Origin of the sequence: Nonomuraea sp. CA-141351 (assembly GCF_050944675.1) — a bacterium.
Lineage (GTDB): Bacteria > Actinomycetota > Actinomycetes > Streptosporangiales > Streptosporangiaceae > Nonomuraea.
On record NZ_CP191982.1, the window covers coordinates 2,697,421 to 2,716,492 of the forward strand.

A 19,072-nucleotide genomic window follows, 5' to 3' on the forward strand; every position below is an offset into this window, starting at 1 on the left:
CCCCGAGTGACGGAGCTGCGATCCTCAGGCGCAAGGCGGCGGCGTCCGGAGCGCGAGTAGTCCCGGTATGGGAAGGGTGCCCTAAGCCGTGAGGAGCTCGACGGCGGCCTGGGCGTTGGCCCTTGCCGCCCCGTACGTCGCGATGTAGGCGGCGCTGCCGGGCCGCCACACCGGCAGCCCCATCTCGATCACCGTAGCGTCGGGGCGGGCCGCCACCAGCGCGGAGACCAGTTCCTGGCTCGCCTGGTGGCGGTGCGCGTCCTTGACCACGACGACCAGCGACCGGTTCGCGGCCTTGGCCAGCAGGGCAGGGACGTCGGCGGCCGCGGGCTTGACCCGGACGATCTCGGCGTCCGGCAGCCACGGGCCCACGCCCCACGGCACGTCGCCCACGGCGATCGTCGGCGGGGTGTCCACCTCGATCACCAGGGGCTCGACCAGGGGCTCCGTCTCTCCGGTCAGCCGTACGGCGCGGCGCGCGGCGTGCAGGCCGACCCCGTTCAGCTCGGCGGTGGCGGGCGCGGGCGTCCCGAACCAGGCCCGCAGCGCCGCCACCCGCGCCGCCGCCTCCTCCAGCCGGTCCGGCGACAGGCGGCCCTCGCGGACCGATGCGACGATCTCCGCGATGATGGCCTGGACGTCGTCGTACGTGGGCACCGGCCCCAGGCACAGCAGGTCGGCCCCGGCCGCGAGCGTCAGCACGGCGCCGCCGGCCAGCCCCACGCTCCTGGTGATGGCGTGCATGTCAAGCGCGTCGGTGACGACCACGCCGTCGTAGCCGAGCTCGCCCCTGAGGAGCCCGGTCAGCGCGGCGCTGGACAGCGTGGCGGGCGTCTCGCCCGTCACCGCGGGCACCGCGACGTGCGCGGTCATCACCGACCTGGCCCCCGCGCCGACCGCCGCGCGGAACGGGGCCAGCTCCCGCTCCCGCAGCACGTCGATGCTCACGTCCACGACCGGGATCGCCAGATGCGAGTCCACCCGGGTCGCGCCGTGGCCGGGGAAGTGCTTGACGCAGGCGGCCACGTTCACCGACTGCAGGCCCTGAACGGCCGCCACCGTGTGCCTGGCGACCAGCTCCGGGTCGGCGCCGAACGAGCGGGTGCCGATCACCGGGTTGTCCGCCTCGGTGTTGACGTCGGCGCTGGGTGCCATGTCGAGGTTGATGCCGCAGGCGGCCACCTCGGCGCCGATCGCGCGGTAGACGCGGCGGGTCAGCTCGACGTCGTCCACCGCGCCGAGCGCCGCGTTCCCCGGGTACGGGCTGCCGACGTGGTACGCCAGCCGCGTCACGTCGCCGCCCTCCTCGTCCAGCGAGATGACGGGGTCACCGGCTCCCCGCAGCGCGGTGGTCAGCTCGCGTACCTGGCCGGGATCGGCCACGTTGAAGCCGAAGAGCGTGACGCCGCCCAGGCCGTGCTCCAGCTCGCGCAGCACCCATTCGGGTGCGGTCGTGCCCTGGAAGGCGACGAGCAGTGTGCCGGCCGCGAGACGGCGCAGCCCCCGATCACTCTGACTCATGGCTCCTCATCGGATTTCAGGCCCAAAGATGGGCAGGGTCGAATCAGGCATTCGCCCCGCGGATGTCAGCCCTTCACGGCGCCGGCGACCAGGCCGGAGACCATGCGGCGTTGTACGAGAAGGAAGAAGATGACGACCGGGATCGTCATCATCGTGGAGCTGGCCATGATGGCGCCCCAGTCCGTGCCCTTCTGCCCGAAGAAGTACTGCAGGGCGACGGGCATGGTGTATTTCGTCGGGTCGCTGATCAGGTACAGCGCCATGATCAGCTCGTTCCACGCGGTGATGAACGAGAAGATGCTGGTCGCGACCAGGCCCGGGGCCACCAGCGGGAAGAGCACCTTCCAGAAGGTGGTGAACCGGCTGGCGCCGTCGATCCAGGCCGCCTCCTCCAGTGACTTGGGCACGGCGGCGACGAACGTGCGCAACATCCAGATCCCGAACGGCAGCGTCAGCGCCACCTGCGTGACGATCAGGCCGAGCAACTGGTCGTACAGGCCCAGACGCTTGATGCCCAGGAACAGCGGGATGACCAGCGCCTCGGCCGGGATCATCTGCGCGACCAGCAGCAGTGCCAGGAACGCCGTGCGTCCCTTGAACCGGAACCGAGCCACGGCGGTCGCCGAGAGGAGCGAGAAGATCGCCCCGATCAGGACCGTTCCGAGCGCCACGATGGCACTGTTGCGCATGTAGAGCCAGATGGAGTGCCCGGCCACGCCGTCGGTGAGCACCCGCGTGATGTGCTCGAGAGTGAAGTGCGTGGGGAAAGGGATGAATTCGGTGGTGAAGATCTGGTCGTTCGCCTTGAAGGCGGTGGAGGCCATCCAGTAGACGGGGAAGATGGCGACCAGGAACACCAGCACGCCTGCCGCGTTGAGCGCGACCTTGCCCAGGCGCTTGCGGGCCAGCGGGCTCATCACAGCTCCTCCTGCTTGAACATCTGCCGGATGTAGGCCGCGGTGACGATGAGCAGGATCACGGTCAGCACCACCGCGATGGCCGCGCCAGACCCCATCTTCGGCGGGGCCTTGAACGCCTCGGTCACCGCGTACATCGACAGGTTGTACGCCTCGCGATTGGAGGTGCCGGTCAGCACGTACAGCTGGGCGAAGACCTTGAAGTCCCAGATGATCGAGAGCACGGTCAGCACCGCGAACACCGGCTTCAGCAGCGGGAAGGTGATCTTCCTGAACGTGCGCCACGCTCCCGATCCGTCCACCTTGGCGGCTTCGTAGAGCTCGGCGGGGATGCCCTTGAGCCCGGCGAGCACCGAGACGGCGATGAACGGGAAGCCCGCCCAGACCACGCAGATGATCAGCACCATGTAGACGGACCAGGCATCGTTGAGCCACGGCTGACCAGACCAGTCGTCCCGGCCGGTCAACCACTCGGGCAGCAGGTTGAGCGCCCAGTTGATGATGCCCGCCTCGGAGTCGAACAGCCAGCGCCAGATGACGCCCTGCGCCACCGGCGGGACTGCCCAGGCGAACATGATGCCGATGATGACGAACAGCGACATCTTCTTGCCGAGCCGGTGCAGCAGGACGCCGACGGCGGTGCCCAGGATCAGCGTGAGCGGCACCGCGATGGCGGCGAACACCACCGTGTTGCGCAGCGAGGACCAGAAGATGTCGTTCTTGAGGATGTTGGTGAAGTTGTCGAGTCCGACCCAGGTGGCCGGCTTCTTGCCGGAGATCTGGACGAGCCCCACCTTCTGGAACGAGATGATCACCATCTGCACCAGCGGGTAGAGCAGCAGCGCCCCGATGACCAGCAGTCCCGGAATCAGCAGGACGTAAGGAATCGACCAGGCAGGAAGCCCGCTGCTTCGCGGCGGGCGGTGTGAGCGGCGCCGTCCCGGGGTGGAGGCATGGCCTCCGCCCCGGGAGAGCGTTGACAAGTTCGTCATAGGTCTCAGGACGCGTTGAGGATGTCTTCGAGTTCCTTGTTCGCCGCGGCCAGCGCGTCATCCGCGCTCGCCTTGCCCTCGATGACCTTGCGGGCCGCGTTCTGCAGTACCGCCTTGGTCTCGTTGGCCTCCGTCCACTGCGGGTCGGCGGGGAAGGCCTTGGCCTTGGCGAAGGCGGCGGCGAACGGCGCCTGCGCCGGGTCGCTGGACAGGGCGGCCAGGGCCTCGGGGTAGACGGGGAGCAGGCCGCCGTCGGTGGCGTACTTCACGCCCCACTGCTTGTTGGAGGCCAGCTTCACGAACTCCTTGGCCGCCTCCTTCTCCTTCGCGGTGCCCCACACGGCGATGTCGTTGCCGCCGAGGAAGGACTGCGCGTCGCCGCCCGCCTTGGACGGGAGCGGGAAGAAGGCCAGCTTGTCACCCTTGATCTTGCCCTTGCTCTCCTCCGCGATGGTGGCAAGGTCCCACGACGCGGTGAGGTACATGCCGACCTTGTTGTTGGAGAAGCGGGTGCGGATCTCCACGCTGTTCTGGTTGAGGCGCGACTTGCTGGACAGACCGTCGGTCACCAGGCTGGTGTACTGGGCGAAGCCCTCCTTGAAGCCCGGCTCGGTGAGCTTGCCGACCCACTTGTCGCCCTCCTTGACGGCGTAGTCGCCGCCGGCGGTCCAGGCGAGGGCGCCCAGCAGGTGATTGGCGTCAGAGCCGCCGTTGAAGGCGAAGCCGTCGACGTCCGAGCCCTTGGCCTTCTGGATCTTCTTGGCGGCGGCCACGAGCTCGTCCCAGGTCTTGGGAACGTCGATCTTGAGCTCCTTGAACCAGTCGGCGCGGTAGAGCACGGCCCGGCTGCCGCCGCCCCACGGCACGGCGTACGTCTCGCCGTCGATGGTCTCGAGACCCATCAGGTTCTTGGGGATCTGGGCCTGGTCGCCGGCCGAGACGATGTCGCTGATCGGCTCCAGGGCCTCCTGGCTCTGCCACAGCGGGACCTGGTCGTTGCCGATCTCGGTGACGTCAGGGCCGGCGCCGCCCGCCGCCGCGGCCGTGAACTTGTCGTTGACCTGCGGCCACGGGATCCACTCGACGTTGACCTTGGCGCCGGTCTCCTTCTCGAACTCGGCGATCAGTTCGTCGGTGTACTTCTTGGCGTCCGGGTTGCTGTCGCCCAGGCGCCAGAACGTCAGCGTCTTGCCCGCGTACTTGGGGCCGCTGCTGGCAGGCGCGGCGGCGGCGCTGGGTGAGGACGAGGGCGCCTCGCTGGAGCCACAAGCGGCCAGGCCCAGGGCCAGCGCGGCCGTGCTGACCGTAGCGGCTGTGATCTTCGCGATCCTCACAGGGTTCTCCCTTCCCGGGTGCCGGCCTACAGTCCGCACCAGGCTGATCGTCAATGTCGAGCGACGGCTGCTAAACTAACAAGAAACTTTCTTAAAAGAAACGCTCGTTAGCCATTCGTGACGAGAGGGGTGCGGTAATGAGTCGAAGCCCGGGGGTCCCCCGGCTGCTGCGCAGGCTGAACGATCGCGCGGCACTCGAACTGCTCCTCATGGACGGCCCGCTCACCCGGGCCGAACTGGGGGAACGAACCGGGCTCTCCAAGGTAACCGCAGGTCAGCTGCTTGCACGCCTGGAGGAGCGGGGGCTGGTGGAGCTCGCGGGCGAGCGCGCGGGCGGCAGGGGACCGCACGCCGCCGTGTACGCCGTCGTCCCCTCCAGCGCGTACGTCGCCGGGCTCGAGGTCCTGCCCGACAGCCTCCAGGTCGCTGTGGCGGACATCACAGGCAAGGTGGTCGTCGAGATCACGGTCAACCCCTCCGACAGCCGGGATCCGGTCAAGGCGGTCCACGAGGCAGTGCAGCGGGCCTGCGACACGGCGAACGTCAGCCTGGCACGGCTGCGCGCGTTCGTCATCGGCACGCGGGGCGTGGTCGATCCTGCCACCGGCGACGTGCGCTGGTCGTACGACCTGCCGGACTGGCACGTCGGCGTGCTGGCCAGCCTGCGCCAGACGCTCGGCAACTCGGTCACGATCGAGAACGACGTCAACCTGGTCGCGCTCGCCGAGCACAAGTACGGCGCGGCCGTCGGCTACGACGACTTCGTGGTGATCTGGGCCGGCGTCGGCCAGGGCCTCGGCGTCATGCTGGGCGGCAGGCTGCACCGGGGCATCAGCGGGGGAGCGGGCGAGATCGGCTGGCTGCCGGTCCCGGGCGAGCCGCTGCCGTCCGACGTCTCGGAGCCCCAGTCCGGCTCGTTCCAGCGCCTCGTGGGCCACGACGCGCTGCGCGGCCTGGCCGAGCGGCACGGCGTGAGCGGCAACACGGTGCCCGACCTGGTGCGCGGCGGCGACGAGGGCTACCTGGACGAGGTGGCGGGACGACTGGCCGTGGGCGCGGCGGCGGTGACCGTCGTGCTCGATCCGGGCCTGATCGTGCTCAGCGGCGACATCGGCAGGGCGGGCGGCGCGCGGCTGGCCGCCAAGGTGCAGGAGGCGGTGGCCCGCGTGTGCCCGAGCCGGCCCACTGTGGTCGCGACCGAGGTCGCGGGCAACCCGGTGCTGCGCGGTGCGCTGGTGGCGGCCCTGGAGCAGGCCCGGGAGCAGGTCTTCTCCGACACTGTGTGAGAATTTCTGCCCATGTGGCAGTCCCCCAACGATGTCGTGCTCATCTCCGACCCCCGGGTGACCGGGATTCCCGTGCGGGAATGCGGTGAACCGCTGGCCGACGTGCGCGGGCGGCTGCGCGTGGACGGGCGCCTGGCGGACGACGAAGGCGCGTACGCGCATCTGCGCTCGGGCCTGCTCGACCGCTTGGAGCAGGCCCAGCGCGTGCTGCCCGACGGCTTCCAGTTGCTGGTCGTCGAGGGCTACCGTCCCATCGCGACGCAGCGCCGGATCTTCGACGGGTACCGGGCGGAGCTCCAACGCACATTCCCCGAAATTTCTCCCGAAGAGGCATATATCGCGGCAAGCCGGTATGTGTCCCCGGTCGAGGTCGCCCCCCACACCGCCGGCGCCGCCGTGGACCTGACGTTGTGCGACCCCGACGGCGTCGAGTACGACATGGGCACCCAGGTCAACGACAACCCCGAGCAGAGCGACGGCGCCTGCTACACCGACGCCCCCAACATCTCCGCCGAGGCCCGCAACCACCGCAAGATCCTCGCCGCCGCCCTGGAGCCGACCGGCCTGGTCAACTACCCCACGGAGTGGTGGCACTGGTCGTACGGCGACCGCTACTGGGCCATGACCACAGGCGCCTCCCACGCCCTGTACGGCCCGGTCTGACGCCGCCTTCCTAGTGCAGGGCCAGTGCCACGGCCACGCCCAGGCCGAAGGCGACGACGACGCCGCGCAGGACCTTGGCGGACATGAGCTTGGCCAGCCGCGTGCCGAGGAACCCGCCGGCCAGGCTGGCCGGCGCCACCACCGCCACGGCCTGCCACTGGACGGGCCCGAACAGGGAGAACGCCACCACCGACACCGTGCTGATCACCAGCGAGAGCGTGGCCCGCACGGCGTTGACGCGATGCAGGTTGTCGTGCAGGAACATGCCGAGCACGGTCAGCAGCAGCACGCCCATGCCGCCGTTGAAGTAGGCGCCGTAGCAGCCGCCGAGGAAGACTCCCGCGTACACCATCTTGCTGGGCGGCCCGCCGGCCTCGCCACCGAAGAGCTTGCGCAGCCACGGCTGGGCCAGCAGCGCCAGGCTGGCGAAGGCCACCAGCCATGGCACCAGCGACTCGAACAGCTTGCCCGGCGTGAGCAGGAGCAGCGCGCTGCCCACGACCGCGCCCAGCACGGTCGTGATCGACAGCGCCGTCGCCCTGCGCCGCTGGCCGCGCAGCTCGGCCCGGTAGCCGAGCACGCCGCCCAGGTAGCCGGGCCACAGCGCCACCGCGTTGGTCACGGACGCGGTCAGGCTCGGGTATCCGAGCGCCACCAGCGCGGGGAACGAGATGAGCGTTCCGCCGCCCGCCAGCGCGTTCACCGCTCCGGCCAGCAGACCGGCGCCCAACAGGAAGAGCAGATCGGTCATCGGCCGACTGCGTAGCCCTGGGCGCCGCGCGGGTTCGCGGCGGCCTTGAGGAACGCCCCGTCACGGGCGACCGCGCTGAGCCTGCCCAGCGTCCACGGACCCTGCGCCTCGACCTCGTGCCCGCGCCGCCGCAGCTCCGCTATCACGCCGGCGTCCAGGCGGTCCTCGACGTGCAGCACGCCGGGGCGGGAGCCGCGCGGGAAGAACGAGCTGGGGAAGTGCTCGGAGTGGAACATGGGCGCGTCGATGGCCTCCTGCAGGTTCAGGCGGCCGTGGACGACGGTGAGGAAGAAGTTCAGGCTCCACTGGTCCTGCTGGTCGCCGCCGGGTGTGCCGAACGCCAGCCACGGCTTGCCGTCCTTGAGCGCGAACGACGGCGACAGCGTGGTGCGCGGGCGCGTGCCCGGACGCAGCGAGGCCGGAAGCCCATCCTGCAGCCAGAACATCTGCGACCTGGTGCCGAGGCAGAAGCCCAGCTCGGGGATCGTGGGGGAGCTCTGCAGCCAGCCGCCGCTGGGGGTGGCGGAGACCATGTTGCCGTGCCGGTCCACGACGTCGAGGTGGCAGGTGTCGCCCTTCACCGTGCCGTCGCGGGCCACGGTCGGCTCGCCGACGCCCTGCGGGGAACGGGCGCCCGAGATGCCGGGCGCGGTGCTCGCCGTGCCGGGCGCGGGGAAGTCGGGCAGCCTGGGCGCGCGACCGCCGGGCGCGCCGGGCCGCAGCTCGAGGCTGGCCTCGGCGCCGACGAGCTTGCGCCGTTCGGTGTTGTACGCCTCGCTGAGCAGGTCGGACACCGGTACGTCGGTGTCGCCGTACCAGGCCTCGCGGTCGGCGAAGGCGAGCTTGGCGGCCTCCGTCACCGTGTGGACGTAGTCGGCGCTGAGATGGCCCATCGCGTCCAGGTCGAAGCCCCGCAGCAGGGCGAGCTGCTGCAGGAACACCGGCCCCTGCCCCCACGGCCCCGTCTTGTAGACGGTGTGCCCGTGGTACTCGAACGCAAGAGGCTGCTCGACGGTCGCGGACCAGCGGGCCAGGTCGTCGCCGGTGAGCAGCCCGCCGTGCGCCTCGCCGGAGCTGTCCAGCCAGGCCGTCTTGGCGCTGAACTCGGCGATCGCCTCGGCGACGAACCCCTCGTACCAGGCCCTCCTGGCGGCGGCGAGCTGGCCCTCACGGGTGCTCGAGGCAGACTCGGCCTCGGCGACCAGCCGCCGGTAGGTGGCGGCCAGCACCGGGTTGGCCAGCTTGGAACCGGCCGCGGGAACGTTCCCGCCGGGCAGCCAGGTCGCCGCCGAGGTCGGCCAGTGATCGTTGAACAATCCTTGGACCGACTCGATCGTGGCCGCGATCCGCTCCAGCACCGGCACGCCGTGCTCGGCGTAGTGGATCGCCGGCGCCAGCACGTCGGCCAGCGACCAGGTGCCCCAGCGCTCCAGCATGAGCATCCAGCCGCCGAAAGCCCCCGGCACGGTGGCCGCCAGCAGCCCCGTGCCGGGCACGATGTCCAGGCCCAGCTCGGTGAAGCGCTCGATGGTGGCCGCGGCGGGCGCCACACCCTGCCCGCAGACCGCGGACACCTTCTGCTCGGCCTCGCTCCACAGCAGGATCGGCACCTCGCCGCCGGGGCCGTTCAGGTGCGGCTCGGCGACCTGGAGCACGAACCCGGCGGCCACCGCCGCGTCGAAGGCGTTCCCGCCGCGTTCCAGCACGCCCATGCCGGTGGCCGAGGCCAGCCAGTGCGTGCTGGCGACCATGCCGAAGTCACCTGACAGTTCGGGCCTGGTGGTGAACAAGATCTCTCCTTCTAAAGATTCGCGGCCGCGTCGGGGAGGCGGTCCGCCGTTACAAGGTGGCACGCGGCCGGGTGGCCGCTCCCACGTGGGTCGGTCAAGAGCGGCTCGTCGGTACGGCAGGCGTCGTACGCCAGCGGGCACCGCGTGTGGAACCGGCACCCGGCAGGCGGATCGACCGGGCTGGGCACGTCGCCGCCGAGCACGACCCTGCGCCGCTCCCGTTGCCTGACCGGGTCGGCCACCGGGGCCGCCGACAGCAGTGCCTGCGTGTACGGGTGCCGCGGCGCGGCGAAGATCTCGGCCGTCGGACCCGACTCCACGATCTTGCCCAGGTACATGACGGCGACCCGGTCGGCCAGGAACTCCACCACCGACAGGTCATGCGTGATGAACAGGCACGAGAACCCCATGTCCCGCTGCAGATCGGTCATCAGATTGAGCACCGACGCCTGCACCGACACGTCCAGCGCGGACACCGGCTCGTCGGCCACGACCAGCTTGGGCTCCAGGATCAGCGCCCTGGCCAGCCCGACCCGCTGCCGCTGCCCGCCGGACAGCTCGTGCGGATACCGGGAACGCATCTCCTGCCGCAGCCCCACCTTCTCCAGCATGGCCGACACGCGTTCGGACACCTCGCGCCGACCGGCCACCTTGTGCCTGAGCAGCGGCTCGCCGACGATCTGGCCGATCGTGAAACGCGGGTTGAGCGAGGAGAAGGGGTCCTGGAAGACCATGTGCACGTCCCTGCGCAGCGGGCGCATGGCCCGTCGCGACAGGTGGGTGATGTCGCGGCCGTCCAGCTCGACCGTGCCCGAGGTGGGCTCGGTGAGGCGCAGCACGCACTTGCCGACCGTGGACTTGCCGCTGCCGGACTCGCCGACCAGGCCGAGCACCTCGCCCTGGCCGATCTCCAGCGACAGGCCGTCCACGGCGCGTACCTGACCGTAGTGCTTGACCAGGTTGTCGATGCGCAGGATCATCGCTTGCCTCCCGGGTGGAAACAGGCCGCCAGATGGCCGTCCGCGTGCCGTTCGAGCGGGGGTCTGGCCGCGCGGCAGTCGTCCTGGGCGCGCGGGCAGCGGGCCTGGAACGCGCACTCGTCGGGGTCCGTCAGCGGCGAGGGCACCATGCCGGGGATCTCGGCCAGCCTGCCGTTGACGGCCGCGGACGGGAGCGCGTTCATCAGGCCCAGCGTGTACGGGTGGCGCGGGTTCGCGAACAGCTCGGTCACCGAGGCCTGCTCGACGGCGCGGCCCGCGTACATGACCACGGCCCGGTCGGCGATGTCGGCCACGACCCCCAGGTCGTGCGTGATGAGGATGATCGCAGTGCCGAGCCGGTCGCGCAGGTCGCGGAAGACGTCCAGCACGCCCGCCTGGATCGTCACGTCGAGCGCCGTGGTGGGCTCGTCGGCGATCAGCACCCGCGGCGAGCAGGCCACCGCGATCGCGATCATCACGCGCTGGCGCATGCCGCCGGAGAGCTGATGCGGGTACTCCTTCATGCGGCGCAGGGGCGCCGGGATGCCGACCAGCTCCAGCAGTTCGACGGCCCGGCCGGCGGCCGCCTGGCGCGAGAGTCGCTCGTGCCTGCGCAGCACCTCGGTGATCTGGTATCCGACGGTGAACGACGGGTTCAGCGAGGTCATCGGCTCCTGGAAGACGACCGAGACGTCCTTGCCGCGTACCTGCCGCATGTCCCGCTCGGGGAGCGTGGTGAGCTCGCGCCCGTCCAGCTTGACCGAGCCGGACAGCCTGGTCGTGTCGGGCGGCAGCAGCCTGGGCACCGACATCGCGGTGACCGACTTGCCGCAGCCCGACTCGCCGCACAACGCCAGGATCTCGCCCTCGTCCAGTGTGAGCGAGATGTCCCTGACCGCCTGCACCAGGCCGTCCTCGGTGTCGAAGTCGACGGTGAGGTTCGTGATCTCCAGCAGGCTCATCGGGCGCTCCTCGGGTCCAGAACGTCACGCAGCCCGTCGCCGAGCAGGTTGAAGCCGAGCGTGGCCAGCGCGATCATGACCCCGGGCCAGATGGCCAGCCAGGGCGCGTCGCTCAGGTACTGCTGCGCGGTCGTCAGCATCACGCCCCACGAGGGTGTGGGCGGCTGCACGCCGAGCCCCAGGAACGACAGCGTGGCCTCGCCGATGATCGCTCCCGGGATCGCCACGGTGGCCTGCACGATGAGCGGGTTGAGGCAGTTCGGGAGCACGTAACGGAAGATGAGGTGCCCGTCGCCCGCGCCGTCGGCGATGGCCGCGGCCACGTAGTCCATCTCCCTGACCGCCAGCACCTCGCCGCGGGTGATCCTGATGATGGCGGGGAGCTGCGAGAAGCCCAGCGCGAACACCACGCCCTTCAGCGAGGGCCCGATGATCGCCGCCAGTCCCACCGCGAAGACCAGGAACGGGAACGCCAGCGTCACGTCCACCAGCCGCATCACCACGGGGTCGAGCCAGCGCCGGTAGAACCCGGCCACCAGGCCGATCGGGATGCCCACGACCATCGCCAGCAGCGTGGAGAGCACCCCGGCCTGCAGGGACACCTGCGCGCCGTGGGCGATCCTGGCGAACGCGTCGCGGCCCAGGTCGTCGGTGCCCATCGGGTGCGCGCCCGACGGGGGCGCGAGCGTGGCCAGGTAGTCCTGCGCGGCCGGGTCGCCGGTCACCAGCGGCCCGATCAGGGCCAGCAGCACGAACGCGACCACCAGCACCAGCCCGGCCATCGGCATCGGCCGCCTTCTGAAGCGGCGCCACAACTTAGTCACGGGCACCCCCTGACAGCCTGATCCGGGGGTTGAGGAAGGCGTAGGCGACGTCGACCAGCAGGTTGACCAGCACGTACCCGATGACCGTGATCAGCACGACGGCCTGGATGACCGGGTAGTTCCTGGTCAGCACCGCGTCCACGGTCAGCTTGCCGAACCCGGGGATCACGAAGATCTGCTCGGTCACCACGGCGCCGCTGATCAGCGCGCCGAGCTGGAGGCCCAGCACGGTGACGACGGTCGTCAGGCTGTTGCGCAACGCGTGCGCACCCACGACCTTCGCCTCGGACAGGCCCTTCGACCTGGCGGTCCTGACGTAGTCGGCGGACAGCGCGCCCAGCATGGCCGAGCGGGTCTGCCGCATGAGGATGGCGGCGAAGCCGGTGCCGAGCACGAGGGCGGGCAGGATCATGCGCTGGAGGTTCTGCCCAGGGTCCTGGGTGAAGGGGACGTACCCGGAGGCGGGCAGGATCCGCCAGGTGACCGCGAAGAGCAGGATGCCGAGCATGCCCAGCCAGAAGTGCGGCACCGACAGCCCGGCCAGGCCGAACCCGGTGGCCACGTAGTCGGCGAGCCGGCCGCGCCGGACGGCCGCCGCGATGCCGGTCCCGACACCGACGACGATGGCGACCAGCATGGCCAGCGCCGACAACTCAAGCGTCACCGGCAGCCGCTCGGCGAGGATGTCGATCACCGGGAGCTGGTCCTGCGTCGAGCGGCCGAAGTTGCCGGTCAGGGTCTGGCCGACGTAGTCGAGGTACTGGGCGGGCAGCGGCTTGTCCAGGCCGAACTCGTGCCTGATGGCCTCGACCACGGCGGGCGAGGCCTCCTGGCCCGCCATGACCGCGGCCGGGTCGCCGGGCAGCGCCCTGATCCCGAGGAAGATCAGGACGCTGGCCAGGAACAGCACGATCACCGCGGACCCGCAGCGTCGGAGGATGAACCAGAGCATCAGCCGGTGAATCCTGCGGTGACGAAGCGCGGCAGGCCGTCCTCGAAGTACTGGACTCCCGCCACGTTCTTGTTCATGCCCAGGTAGTACTTGTTGTGGTAGAGGTACAGGACTCCGCGCACCTCAGCGGCCTTCTTCATGGCGGAGGCGTAGAGCTCGGCCCGCTTGGCCGGATCCGTCTCGGCGGCGGCCTGCTTGATCGGGTCGTCGATGCCGGGGTCGGACATGCCGCTGTAGTTGTTGCTGCCGCGGCTCGTGATGAGGTTCGTGAGGTTGCCGTCGAGGTCCACGCGGCCCGACCAGCCGTTCAGCAGGACGTCGAACTTGCCGGACTTGCCCTGCTCGAGGGCGCTGACGAACTCGGCGCTCTGCACGCTCACGTTGAAGCCCGCCTCCTTGGTCATCTGCTGGATGACCTGCGCCAGGCGGACGTTGACCGCGTCGTTGGGGCTGGTGAGCGTGACCGGGATCGGGGTCGGCACGCCGGAGGCCTGCACGAGTTGCTTGGCCTTGGCCAGGTCACGCTTGGGGCACTGCAGGTCCGCGGCCCGGAACTGGCTCTTCATCGGCACCGGGAAGCAGTCCGGCTCGTACAGTCCGTTGTAGACGGTCTTGTTGATCACGTCGCGGTCGAGCGCCAGCTCGAACGCCTCACGCAGCTGCGGGCTCTTGGCCAGCGCCGTGTTGACCGTGCCGGGCTTCTCGGTGGAGCCGTTGGCGTTGCCGGTGTTGATCGTGATGCCGTAGTAGCCGAGGCCGCCGCCGGACACGACCTTGAGGTTCGGGTCGCTCTGGACGCCCTTGACCGTGGTGGTGGCGAGCTGGTCGCCCACCTGCACGTCGCCGGACTTCAGGTTCGCGGCCCGCACGTTCGGATCCACGATGATTTTGTATACGAGCTTGTCTAGCTTGACCTTGGCGGCGTCGTAGTAGTCGGGTGCCTTCTCCAGCACGATCTGGCTGCCGGAGGTGCGGCCGGCGAACTTGAACGGCCCGACGCAGACCGGGTTGGCGCCGAAGTTGTCGTTCCCCGCGTCCAGCGCCTTGGGTGACATGATCATGCCGGCGCGGTCGGCGAGCTGGGCGGTCAGCGGCGTGAACGCCTGCGTCAGCGTGAGCTTGACCGTCGTGGGATCGACCACCGTGACCTTGGACACCGCGGCCAGGTCGGCCTGGCGCGCGGACTTCTCCCAGGTGCGGTGCCGGTCCAGCGACTTCTTGACCGCCTCGGCGTCGAACGCCGTGCCGTCATTGAACTTCACGCCCTCCCGGAGCTTGATCGTCACCTCCTTGCCGTCGCCGGAGACCTCGGGCAAGGCGCTGGCCAGCTGCGGGACCAGGGCCGCCTGGGCATCGATGTCGTAGAGCTTCTCGCACATGTTCGCGAACACCTCGCGGCCCACCAGCGTGGTCGAGATGCTCGGGTCCAGTGCGTCGGGGTCGGCGTTGAGCGCCACGTTGAGCGTGCCGCCGGCCTTGACGGGCCGGTTGTCGGCAGAGGCGTCGGCTATGGAAGGCGGGGCCGCGGGCGTGCTGCTGGACCCGCCTCCGCCGCAAGCCGCCAGGGCGAGGGGGAGAACGGCGAGCGCCGCGGCCAGCCTGGGGGACGGTCTCATGGGGCCTCCGTTGAAACGTTTAGGAGACTGTATACAAGACCTGACATTTCACCAGTGTTTCGTGGCCCCTGGTTGTTATCTGACCGTTTTCTAATCGTTCGGGTGTTTTGTCCTGCGCGCGGCCGTGAGGAACGACCGTCTGGCCGCGGCCACGTGCGCGACGGCCCTGGCCTGCGCCTCGTCCTCGTCGCCCGCCGCGATGGCCTCGCACAGGCTCAGGTGCTCCGACCAGGAGTGCGGCCCGCGTACGGCGGCGGTCTGGCTGAAGACCCACTGCGCACGCAGGAGCATGGGCTTCATCATCAGGCTGAGGTACGAGTTGCCCGCCGCCTCGCCCACGGCCAGGTGGAAGGCGGTGTTGAGGTCGGCCACCTCCTCCAGCCGCCCGCTGTCCACCGCCTCCTTGGCCTGATCGAGCACCCGCCGCAGCCGCTCGACCGACCCGGGCGTCCGCTTGCGCGCGGCCAGCCGCGCCGCCAGCCCTTCGACCGCCATGCGCACGTCGAAGAGCTCCTCGCCCTCCGCAGCGGACAGGCGCGCGACGGTGGCGCCCAGCCTGGGCACGACCTCGACGAACCCCTCGGTGGCCAGCACCCGGATGGACTCGCGCACGGGGTTGCGCGACACGCCTAGCGAGGCGGCCAGCCGGTCCTCGACCAGCCGCTCGCCCTGGGCCAGCTCGCCGGAGAGTATGCGGCGCCGCAGCTCGTTGGTCACCTCGTCGCGCAAGGTCCGGTGAGCCGCGCCCAGTGTCAAATCAGTCATGAGGCGACAATCGTATACAGCGGGATCAGCTCTCGGGGCCCGGGTGCCAGTCGGCCTCGGTCGCCGGCCTGCCTACCTCCCACAGGCGGCCGAACTCCTCCTTGAAGTGCTCGTACCAGAAATGGTCGCGGCCGGGGGTGAGCGTGAAGACCGGATCACGGCCGGCCGTGCCGAGCTCGACGTGGATGACGCCGTCGTCCTCGCCGGGGATCGTGCTTCTCCTCTCCGCCTCCTCCGGAGCCGAGCCCTCCGGATCGATCAGCAGTACATTGACCGATGCCCCGCGCGCCAGGGCCTTGCGCAGGTCCTCGACGTGGGCGCGCACGGTGCGACTCAGCGTCACTCCCGCGAGGCGGACCTCACTCGCCCTGGCGACCTGTGAATCGAGGTCGGTGACCTGGTGCCGCGGGCCGAGGGCGTTGACGGCGACCAGGGCGAGCGTGGCCTGCGTCGCGGCGCCCCACGACCTTGGTTCCACGATGTCGAAGACGCCGAGCACGCCGACCACCAGCGCGATGATTGCCGTCAGGTAGATCTCGAGGTTCTTGCCGGTGCCGAGGTCAGCGCGTAAGCGCTTCAGTGGAGCCATCTACCGGTTTCACCCGCTGCTTGGCCCGGTAGGGGATCCACAGGCCCACTCCGTACATGGCCAGACCGATGAGGATCATGAGGACGGCCGTCGGCCAGCGCAGCCCGGGCGGCATGTACGTGGCCAGGAACCACGACATCCTCAGCCGGTCGTTCGCCAGGAAGGCGGCGGCCACGATGCCCTGGGGGAACAGCGGGATCGCGCCGAGCGACAGGCATGTCGTCACGATCGTCCGCTGAGGTTTCGGCAGATCGGGCAGCTTGAACGACGTGCCGCCGCCGCTCTCCCGCCGCCCCGTGCGCATCATGTGCAGCAGCTCGGGCCCCCGCGCCGCCAGCCGCCGCTCCGCCAGCAGGCCCAGGCCCCAGTAGCACAGCGCGCCCGTCGCCGGCCCGGCCGCGACGCCCCACCAGCCGTACAGCAGGGCCGCCACGACGGCAGGCGCGCCCGACAGGGCCACGAGCAGCATCGTCAGATAGGCCAAGCCCGTCAGGGCTCCGTCGTCCTCGCTCGTGCGCAGCGGGTTGCCGCCGCGCCGTTGCGGATCGGTGCCGGGCACCAGCGCGTACACCGAGATGAGCGGCACCAGCCCCGCCGCGCCGCCCAGCAGCGCCGCCACGCTCGCCAGGATCAGCGGCCACGGACCGCCCGTGACCAGCGTCAGCGCCACCGCCAGCAGCATCGCGACCGGGCCCACGGTCACCAGCCAGGCCCGCTGCCTGCCGCGCACGTCGGACGTGCCGGGCGTCATGAGCGTGAGCCAGAGCGCGGTGCCGTCGGTGCCGTAGAGGTTGGCGGTCATGGCCGCGGCCATCACGATGAAGATCGGCGCCGCCCACGGCAGCATGCCCGTCCAGCCGAGCGCGAGCGGCGCGCCCGCGAAGAACACCCCGTAGGCCAGCGCGAACGTGAGCTGGTGGTTGCGTACCAGGTCGCGCGACCACGTACGCAGCTCCTTGGCCACCACCGCCTCCTGCGCGGTGGCGGCCCGCATCGGACGGCGGCCCCGCGTCGAGGGCCGCTCCGCGCCCGTCCGCCCGGACAGCAGCGCCGCCCACGCCGCGAGCAGCAGCACGATCAGCACCGCCATCGCCGGCAGTGCCAGGTACTCACCCTGTACGGCGAGCAGTCCCCACCCCGACGGCAGGTAACGCACGAACGCCGGGATCCGGGCGCCCTGGCCGAAGGCCACCGCGAAGACCCACGCCTGGCCCAGGAACGCCAGCACCGCCCCGTTGATCAGCCCCGCGCCGATCGCCCCGACCCTGGACCGCAGCGCGATGCCCAGCAGCCCCACGGCCACCTTCGACAGCAGCACGAAGATGGCCAGCTGCAGCACCATCGCGGGCACCGCCACCACCACGTTCCCCGGCGAGGCCGCGAAGACGAGCCCCACCAGGGCGACCAGGCTGATCACCGGCGCCACGCCCACGAACGCCGACACCAGCAGCCCTGCAGCCATCCGCCGCGCGGGCAGCCCCAGCGGTGCGAAGAACTCCGGCCGCAGCGTCTCGTCGCCGCCGCCGGAGAAGACCGGGCCGATGATCCAGCCGAGCATCCACACGGCGTAGGCGGCGGCCGGCCAGTCGCCGCCCTGGAAGGCGAGGTAGATCGTGCCGGCCGCGAGCAGGAGCCCGAGAACGCCGCCCGAGGCCATCATGCCGCCGCGCCGGCCCTTGGTGGAGTGGCGCAGAATGGCGATCTTCATCCTGACCAGGGTCAGCGCTATAGCCATGACAGCCCCTTGGTACCGGTGGAGTCCGCGCCGACCAGTTCCACGAACCTGTCCTCGAGCGTGGCCGCCCCGCGTACCTCGTCGAGCGGGCCCGCCGCCGCCACCCGGCCCTTGTCGACCACACCCACGTGGTCGCAGAGCTGCTCGACCAGCGCCATCACGTGGCTGGACAGCACGATCGAGCCGCCACCCGCCACGAAGCCGCGCAGGATCATCTTGATCGTCGCCGCCGACACCGGGTCCACCGCCTCGAACGGCTCGTCCAGGACCAGCAGCCTGGGCGCGTGCAGCAGCGCCGTGGCCAGGCCGATCTTCTTGCGCATGCCGGTCGAGTACTCGATCACGAGCGTCTTCTCGGCCTCGTCCAGCTCCAGCACCGACAGCAGCTCTTCAGCCCGCTCGGCCACCACCTCCTTGCTCAGGCCCCTGAGCAGGCCGAGGTACGTGAGCACCTCACGCCCGGTGAGCCGCTCTGGCATGGCCAGCCCGTCGGGCAGCACACCCACCAGCTGCTTGGCCCGCGCCGGGTCCGACCACACGTCGGCGCCGAAGATCCGCGACGTGCCGCCGTCGGGTCTGAGCAGGCCGACCGCCATGGACAGCGTGGTCGTCTTGCCCGCGCCGTTCTGTCCGACCAGGCCGTAGAAGGAGCCCTGGGGGACGGTGAGGTCCACGTGGTCGACGGCGATCTTCTCGCCGAACGTCTTGGCCAGGCCGCTGATCTCTAAGGCTGCTGCTGTCAAGGCTCTCTCCTGGTGGCGAGCGTGAAGGTGGTGACGAGCTCGCGGGCGAGCAGGTCGAGGTCGAGGTCGGGCTCATGGACGATGCGCGACGGCACGGCGTCGACGGCACCCCGGATGGTGATGGCCATGCTGCGCTTGTCGAAGTCGCGGAACTCGCCGCTCTGCCGGCCCCAGTCGAGGACCTTCTCCAGGTCCGTGATGGCGACCTCGGCCTGCTCCGCGTACGGCCCAGGGCCGCCCTCCTCGCCCGGCATGTGCGTGATGATCTCCATCAGGGCCAGGAGCGGTGTGCGGTGCTCGCGCATGAAGTCGAGGTTGCTCTCGAGGTAGGCGCGCAGGGCCTCGGTCGCGGTGGGCTGCGCGAGGATCCGGGGGAGCATCATGTCCGTGGCCAGCCTGGCGACCTCGGCGACGACCGCTTCGATGAGCTGTTTCTTGCCGCCGAAGTGGTACGAGATCACGCCGGTGCTGATCTTCGCCTGCTTGGCGATCCGGGCCAGGGTGGTGTGCGCGTACCCCTGCTCGGCGAGCACCTCGATGGCGCACGCGATGATCTGGGCCCTGCGGGCCTCTTCGATGAACGTGCGACTTTCTGACGTCACGTTCAGAACTTTAAACGGCCATTCAAATTTTTGGAAGGCCTTTCAACGGC

Annotated in this window: 18 protein-coding genes; 2 read left to right on the forward strand and 16 right to left on the reverse strand. The window is 70.3% G+C overall.

Annotation, left to right across the window (positions count from 1 at the left end; genetic code table 11):
- Positions 1-81: 81 nt before the first annotated feature.
- From ACQPWU_RS13155 to ACQPWU_RS13170, 4 genes are all read right to left on the reverse strand, one after another.
- Positions 82-1,521 (reverse strand): glycoside hydrolase family 3 protein, encoded by a 1,440-nt coding sequence (locus ACQPWU_RS13155; protein WP_433439653.1) that lies wholly within the window; start codon positions 1,519-1,521, stop codon positions 82-84.
- A 65-nt stretch (positions 1,522-1,586) separates the two neighbouring features.
- Complete coding sequence (locus ACQPWU_RS13160; RefSeq protein ID WP_433439655.1) at positions 1,587-2,438, reverse strand: carbohydrate ABC transporter permease; 852 nt, start codon at positions 2,436-2,438, stop codon at positions 1,587-1,589.
- A complete protein-coding gene (locus tag ACQPWU_RS13165) occupies positions 2,438-3,430 on the reverse strand; it encodes a carbohydrate ABC transporter permease (protein WP_433439657.1) in 993 nt (330 codons plus the stop codon). The genes ACQPWU_RS13160 and ACQPWU_RS13165 overlap by 1 nt, the downstream gene beginning before the upstream one ends.
- A gap of 5 nt (positions 3,431-3,435) precedes the next feature.
- Positions 3,436-4,764 (reverse strand): extracellular solute-binding protein, encoded by a 1,329-nt coding sequence (locus ACQPWU_RS13170; protein ID WP_433439659.1) that lies wholly within the window; start codon positions 4,762-4,764, stop codon positions 3,436-3,438.
- Positions 4,765-4,901: 137 nt separating this feature from the next.
- Between ACQPWU_RS13170 and ACQPWU_RS13175 the strand changes: the two genes are divergently transcribed.
- Together ACQPWU_RS13175 and ACQPWU_RS13180 are read left to right on the forward strand one after the other, a co-directional pair.
- Positions 4,902-6,050 (forward strand): ROK family protein, encoded by a 1,149-nt coding sequence (locus ACQPWU_RS13175; protein ID WP_433439661.1) that lies wholly within the window; start codon positions 4,902-4,904, stop codon positions 6,048-6,050.
- A 12-nt stretch (positions 6,051-6,062) separates the two neighbouring features.
- Positions 6,063-6,713: a M15 family metallopeptidase gene (locus ACQPWU_RS13180; protein WP_433439663.1), complete on the forward strand. Its 651-nt coding sequence runs from the start codon at positions 6,063-6,065 to the stop codon at positions 6,711-6,713.
- A 10-nt stretch (positions 6,714-6,723) separates the two neighbouring features.
- On the opposite strand, the gene ACQPWU_RS13185 is transcribed toward ACQPWU_RS13180, so the two are convergent.
- The 12 genes from ACQPWU_RS13185 to ACQPWU_RS13240 all read right to left on the reverse strand — a co-directional run bounded on the left by ACQPWU_RS13185 (position 6,724) and on the right by ACQPWU_RS13240 (position 19,022).
- On the reverse strand, positions 6,724-7,464 hold the full coding sequence (locus ACQPWU_RS13185; RefSeq protein ID WP_433439665.1) for a sulfite exporter TauE/SafE family protein: 741 nt from the start codon (positions 7,462-7,464) through the stop codon (positions 6,724-6,726).
- On the reverse strand, positions 7,461-9,215 hold the full coding sequence (locus tag ACQPWU_RS13190; RefSeq protein WP_433445201.1) for a gamma-glutamyltransferase family protein: 1,755 nt from the start codon (positions 9,213-9,215) through the stop codon (positions 7,461-7,463). Before ACQPWU_RS13190 ends, ACQPWU_RS13185 begins: the two co-directional genes overlap by 4 nt.
- Before the next feature lie 50 nt (positions 9,216-9,265).
- On the reverse strand, positions 9,266-10,234 hold the full coding sequence (locus ACQPWU_RS13195; protein WP_433439667.1) for an ABC transporter ATP-binding protein: 969 nt from the start codon (positions 10,232-10,234) through the stop codon (positions 9,266-9,268).
- Positions 10,231-11,196, reverse strand: a complete 966-nt coding sequence (locus tag ACQPWU_RS13200; protein WP_433439669.1) for an ABC transporter ATP-binding protein — start codon at positions 11,194-11,196, stop codon at positions 10,231-10,233. Before ACQPWU_RS13200 ends, ACQPWU_RS13195 begins: the two co-directional genes overlap by 4 nt.
- Positions 11,193-12,020: an ABC transporter permease gene (locus tag ACQPWU_RS13205; protein WP_360697554.1), complete on the reverse strand. Its 828-nt coding sequence runs from the start codon at positions 12,018-12,020 to the stop codon at positions 11,193-11,195. The genes ACQPWU_RS13200 and ACQPWU_RS13205 overlap by 4 nt, the downstream gene beginning before the upstream one ends.
- Positions 12,013-12,972, reverse strand: coding sequence for an ABC transporter permease (locus ACQPWU_RS13210; protein ID WP_433439671.1), 960 nt, complete (start codon positions 12,970-12,972; stop codon positions 12,013-12,015). Before ACQPWU_RS13210 ends, ACQPWU_RS13205 begins: the two co-directional genes overlap by 8 nt.
- Positions 12,972-14,588: an ABC transporter substrate-binding protein gene (locus ACQPWU_RS13215; RefSeq protein ID WP_433439673.1), complete on the reverse strand. Its 1,617-nt coding sequence runs from the start codon at positions 14,586-14,588 to the stop codon at positions 12,972-12,974. The genes ACQPWU_RS13210 and ACQPWU_RS13215 overlap by 1 nt, the downstream gene beginning before the upstream one ends.
- A gap of 90 nt (positions 14,589-14,678) precedes the next feature.
- Positions 14,679-15,353 carry a GntR family transcriptional regulator gene (locus tag ACQPWU_RS13220; protein WP_433439675.1) on the reverse strand — a complete coding sequence of 225 codons (675 nt, stop codon included), beginning with the start codon at positions 15,351-15,353 and terminating at the stop codon, positions 14,679-14,681.
- Positions 15,354-15,378: 25 nt separating this feature from the next.
- Positions 15,379-15,942 (reverse strand): hypothetical protein, encoded by a 564-nt coding sequence (locus ACQPWU_RS13225; protein ID WP_433439677.1) that lies wholly within the window; start codon positions 15,940-15,942, stop codon positions 15,379-15,381.
- The gene (locus ACQPWU_RS13230) at positions 15,914-17,677 is read right to left on the reverse strand and encodes a hypothetical protein (protein WP_433439679.1); all 1,764 of its coding nucleotides are present in this window, start codon (positions 17,675-17,677) and stop codon (positions 15,914-15,916) included. Before ACQPWU_RS13230 ends, ACQPWU_RS13225 begins: the two co-directional genes overlap by 29 nt.
- The gene (locus ACQPWU_RS13235; RefSeq protein WP_433439681.1) at positions 17,668-18,420 is read right to left on the reverse strand and encodes an ABC transporter ATP-binding protein; all 753 of its coding nucleotides are present in this window, start codon (positions 18,418-18,420) and stop codon (positions 17,668-17,670) included. The genes ACQPWU_RS13230 and ACQPWU_RS13235 overlap by 10 nt, the downstream gene beginning before the upstream one ends.
- Positions 18,417-19,022, reverse strand: a complete 606-nt coding sequence (locus ACQPWU_RS13240; protein WP_433439683.1) for a TetR/AcrR family transcriptional regulator — start codon at positions 19,020-19,022, stop codon at positions 18,417-18,419. The genes ACQPWU_RS13235 and ACQPWU_RS13240 overlap by 4 nt, the downstream gene beginning before the upstream one ends.
- Between the last annotated feature and the right edge of the window lie 50 nt (positions 19,023-19,072).

What these genes read in the sequence shown, in the direction of transcription:
- ACQPWU_RS13155 (WP_433439653.1), bottom strand. Translation starts at nt 1,521, where the DNA reads ATGAGTCAGAGTGATCGGGGGCTGCGCCGTCTCGCGGCCGGCACACTG.
- ACQPWU_RS13160 (WP_433439655.1), bottom strand. Translation starts at nt 2,438, where the DNA reads ATGAGCCCGCTGGCCCGCAAGCGCCTGGGCAAGGTCGCGCTCAACGCG.
- ACQPWU_RS13165 (WP_433439657.1), bottom strand. Translation starts at nt 3,430, where the DNA reads ATGACGAACTTGTCAACGCTCTCCCGGGGCGGAGGCCATGCCTCCACC.
- ACQPWU_RS13175 (WP_433439661.1), top strand. Translation starts at nt 4,902, where the DNA reads ATGAGTCGAAGCCCGGGGGTCCCCCGGCTGCTGCGCAGGCTGAACGAT.
- ACQPWU_RS13180 (WP_433439663.1), top strand. Translation starts at nt 6,063, where the DNA reads ATGTGGCAGTCCCCCAACGATGTCGTGCTCATCTCCGACCCCCGGGTG.
- ACQPWU_RS13185 (WP_433439665.1), bottom strand. Translation starts at nt 7,464, where the DNA reads ATGACCGATCTGCTCTTCCTGTTGGGCGCCGGTCTGCTGGCCGGAGCG.
- ACQPWU_RS13190 (WP_433445201.1), bottom strand. Translation starts at nt 9,215, where the DNA reads ATGGTCGCCAGCACGCACTGGCTGGCCTCGGCCACCGGCATGGGCGTG.
- ACQPWU_RS13195 (WP_433439667.1), bottom strand. Translation starts at nt 10,234, where the DNA reads ATGATCCTGCGCATCGACAACCTGGTCAAGCACTACGGTCAGGTACGC.
- ACQPWU_RS13200 (WP_433439669.1), bottom strand. Translation starts at nt 11,196, where the DNA reads ATGAGCCTGCTGGAGATCACGAACCTCACCGTCGACTTCGACACCGAG.
- ACQPWU_RS13210 (WP_433439671.1), bottom strand. Translation starts at nt 12,972, where the DNA reads ATGCTCTGGTTCATCCTCCGACGCTGCGGGTCCGCGGTGATCGTGCTG.
- ACQPWU_RS13215 (WP_433439673.1), bottom strand. Translation starts at nt 14,588, where the DNA reads ATGAGACCGTCCCCCAGGCTGGCCGCGGCGCTCGCCGTTCTCCCCCTC.
- ACQPWU_RS13220 (WP_433439675.1), bottom strand. Translation starts at nt 15,353, where the DNA reads ATGACTGATTTGACACTGGGCGCGGCTCACCGGACCTTGCGCGACGAG.
- ACQPWU_RS13225 (WP_433439677.1), bottom strand. Translation starts at nt 15,942, where the DNA reads ATGGCTCCACTGAAGCGCTTACGCGCTGACCTCGGCACCGGCAAGAAC.
- ACQPWU_RS13230 (WP_433439679.1), bottom strand. Translation starts at nt 17,677, where the DNA reads ATGGCTATAGCGCTGACCCTGGTCAGGATGAAGATCGCCATTCTGCGC.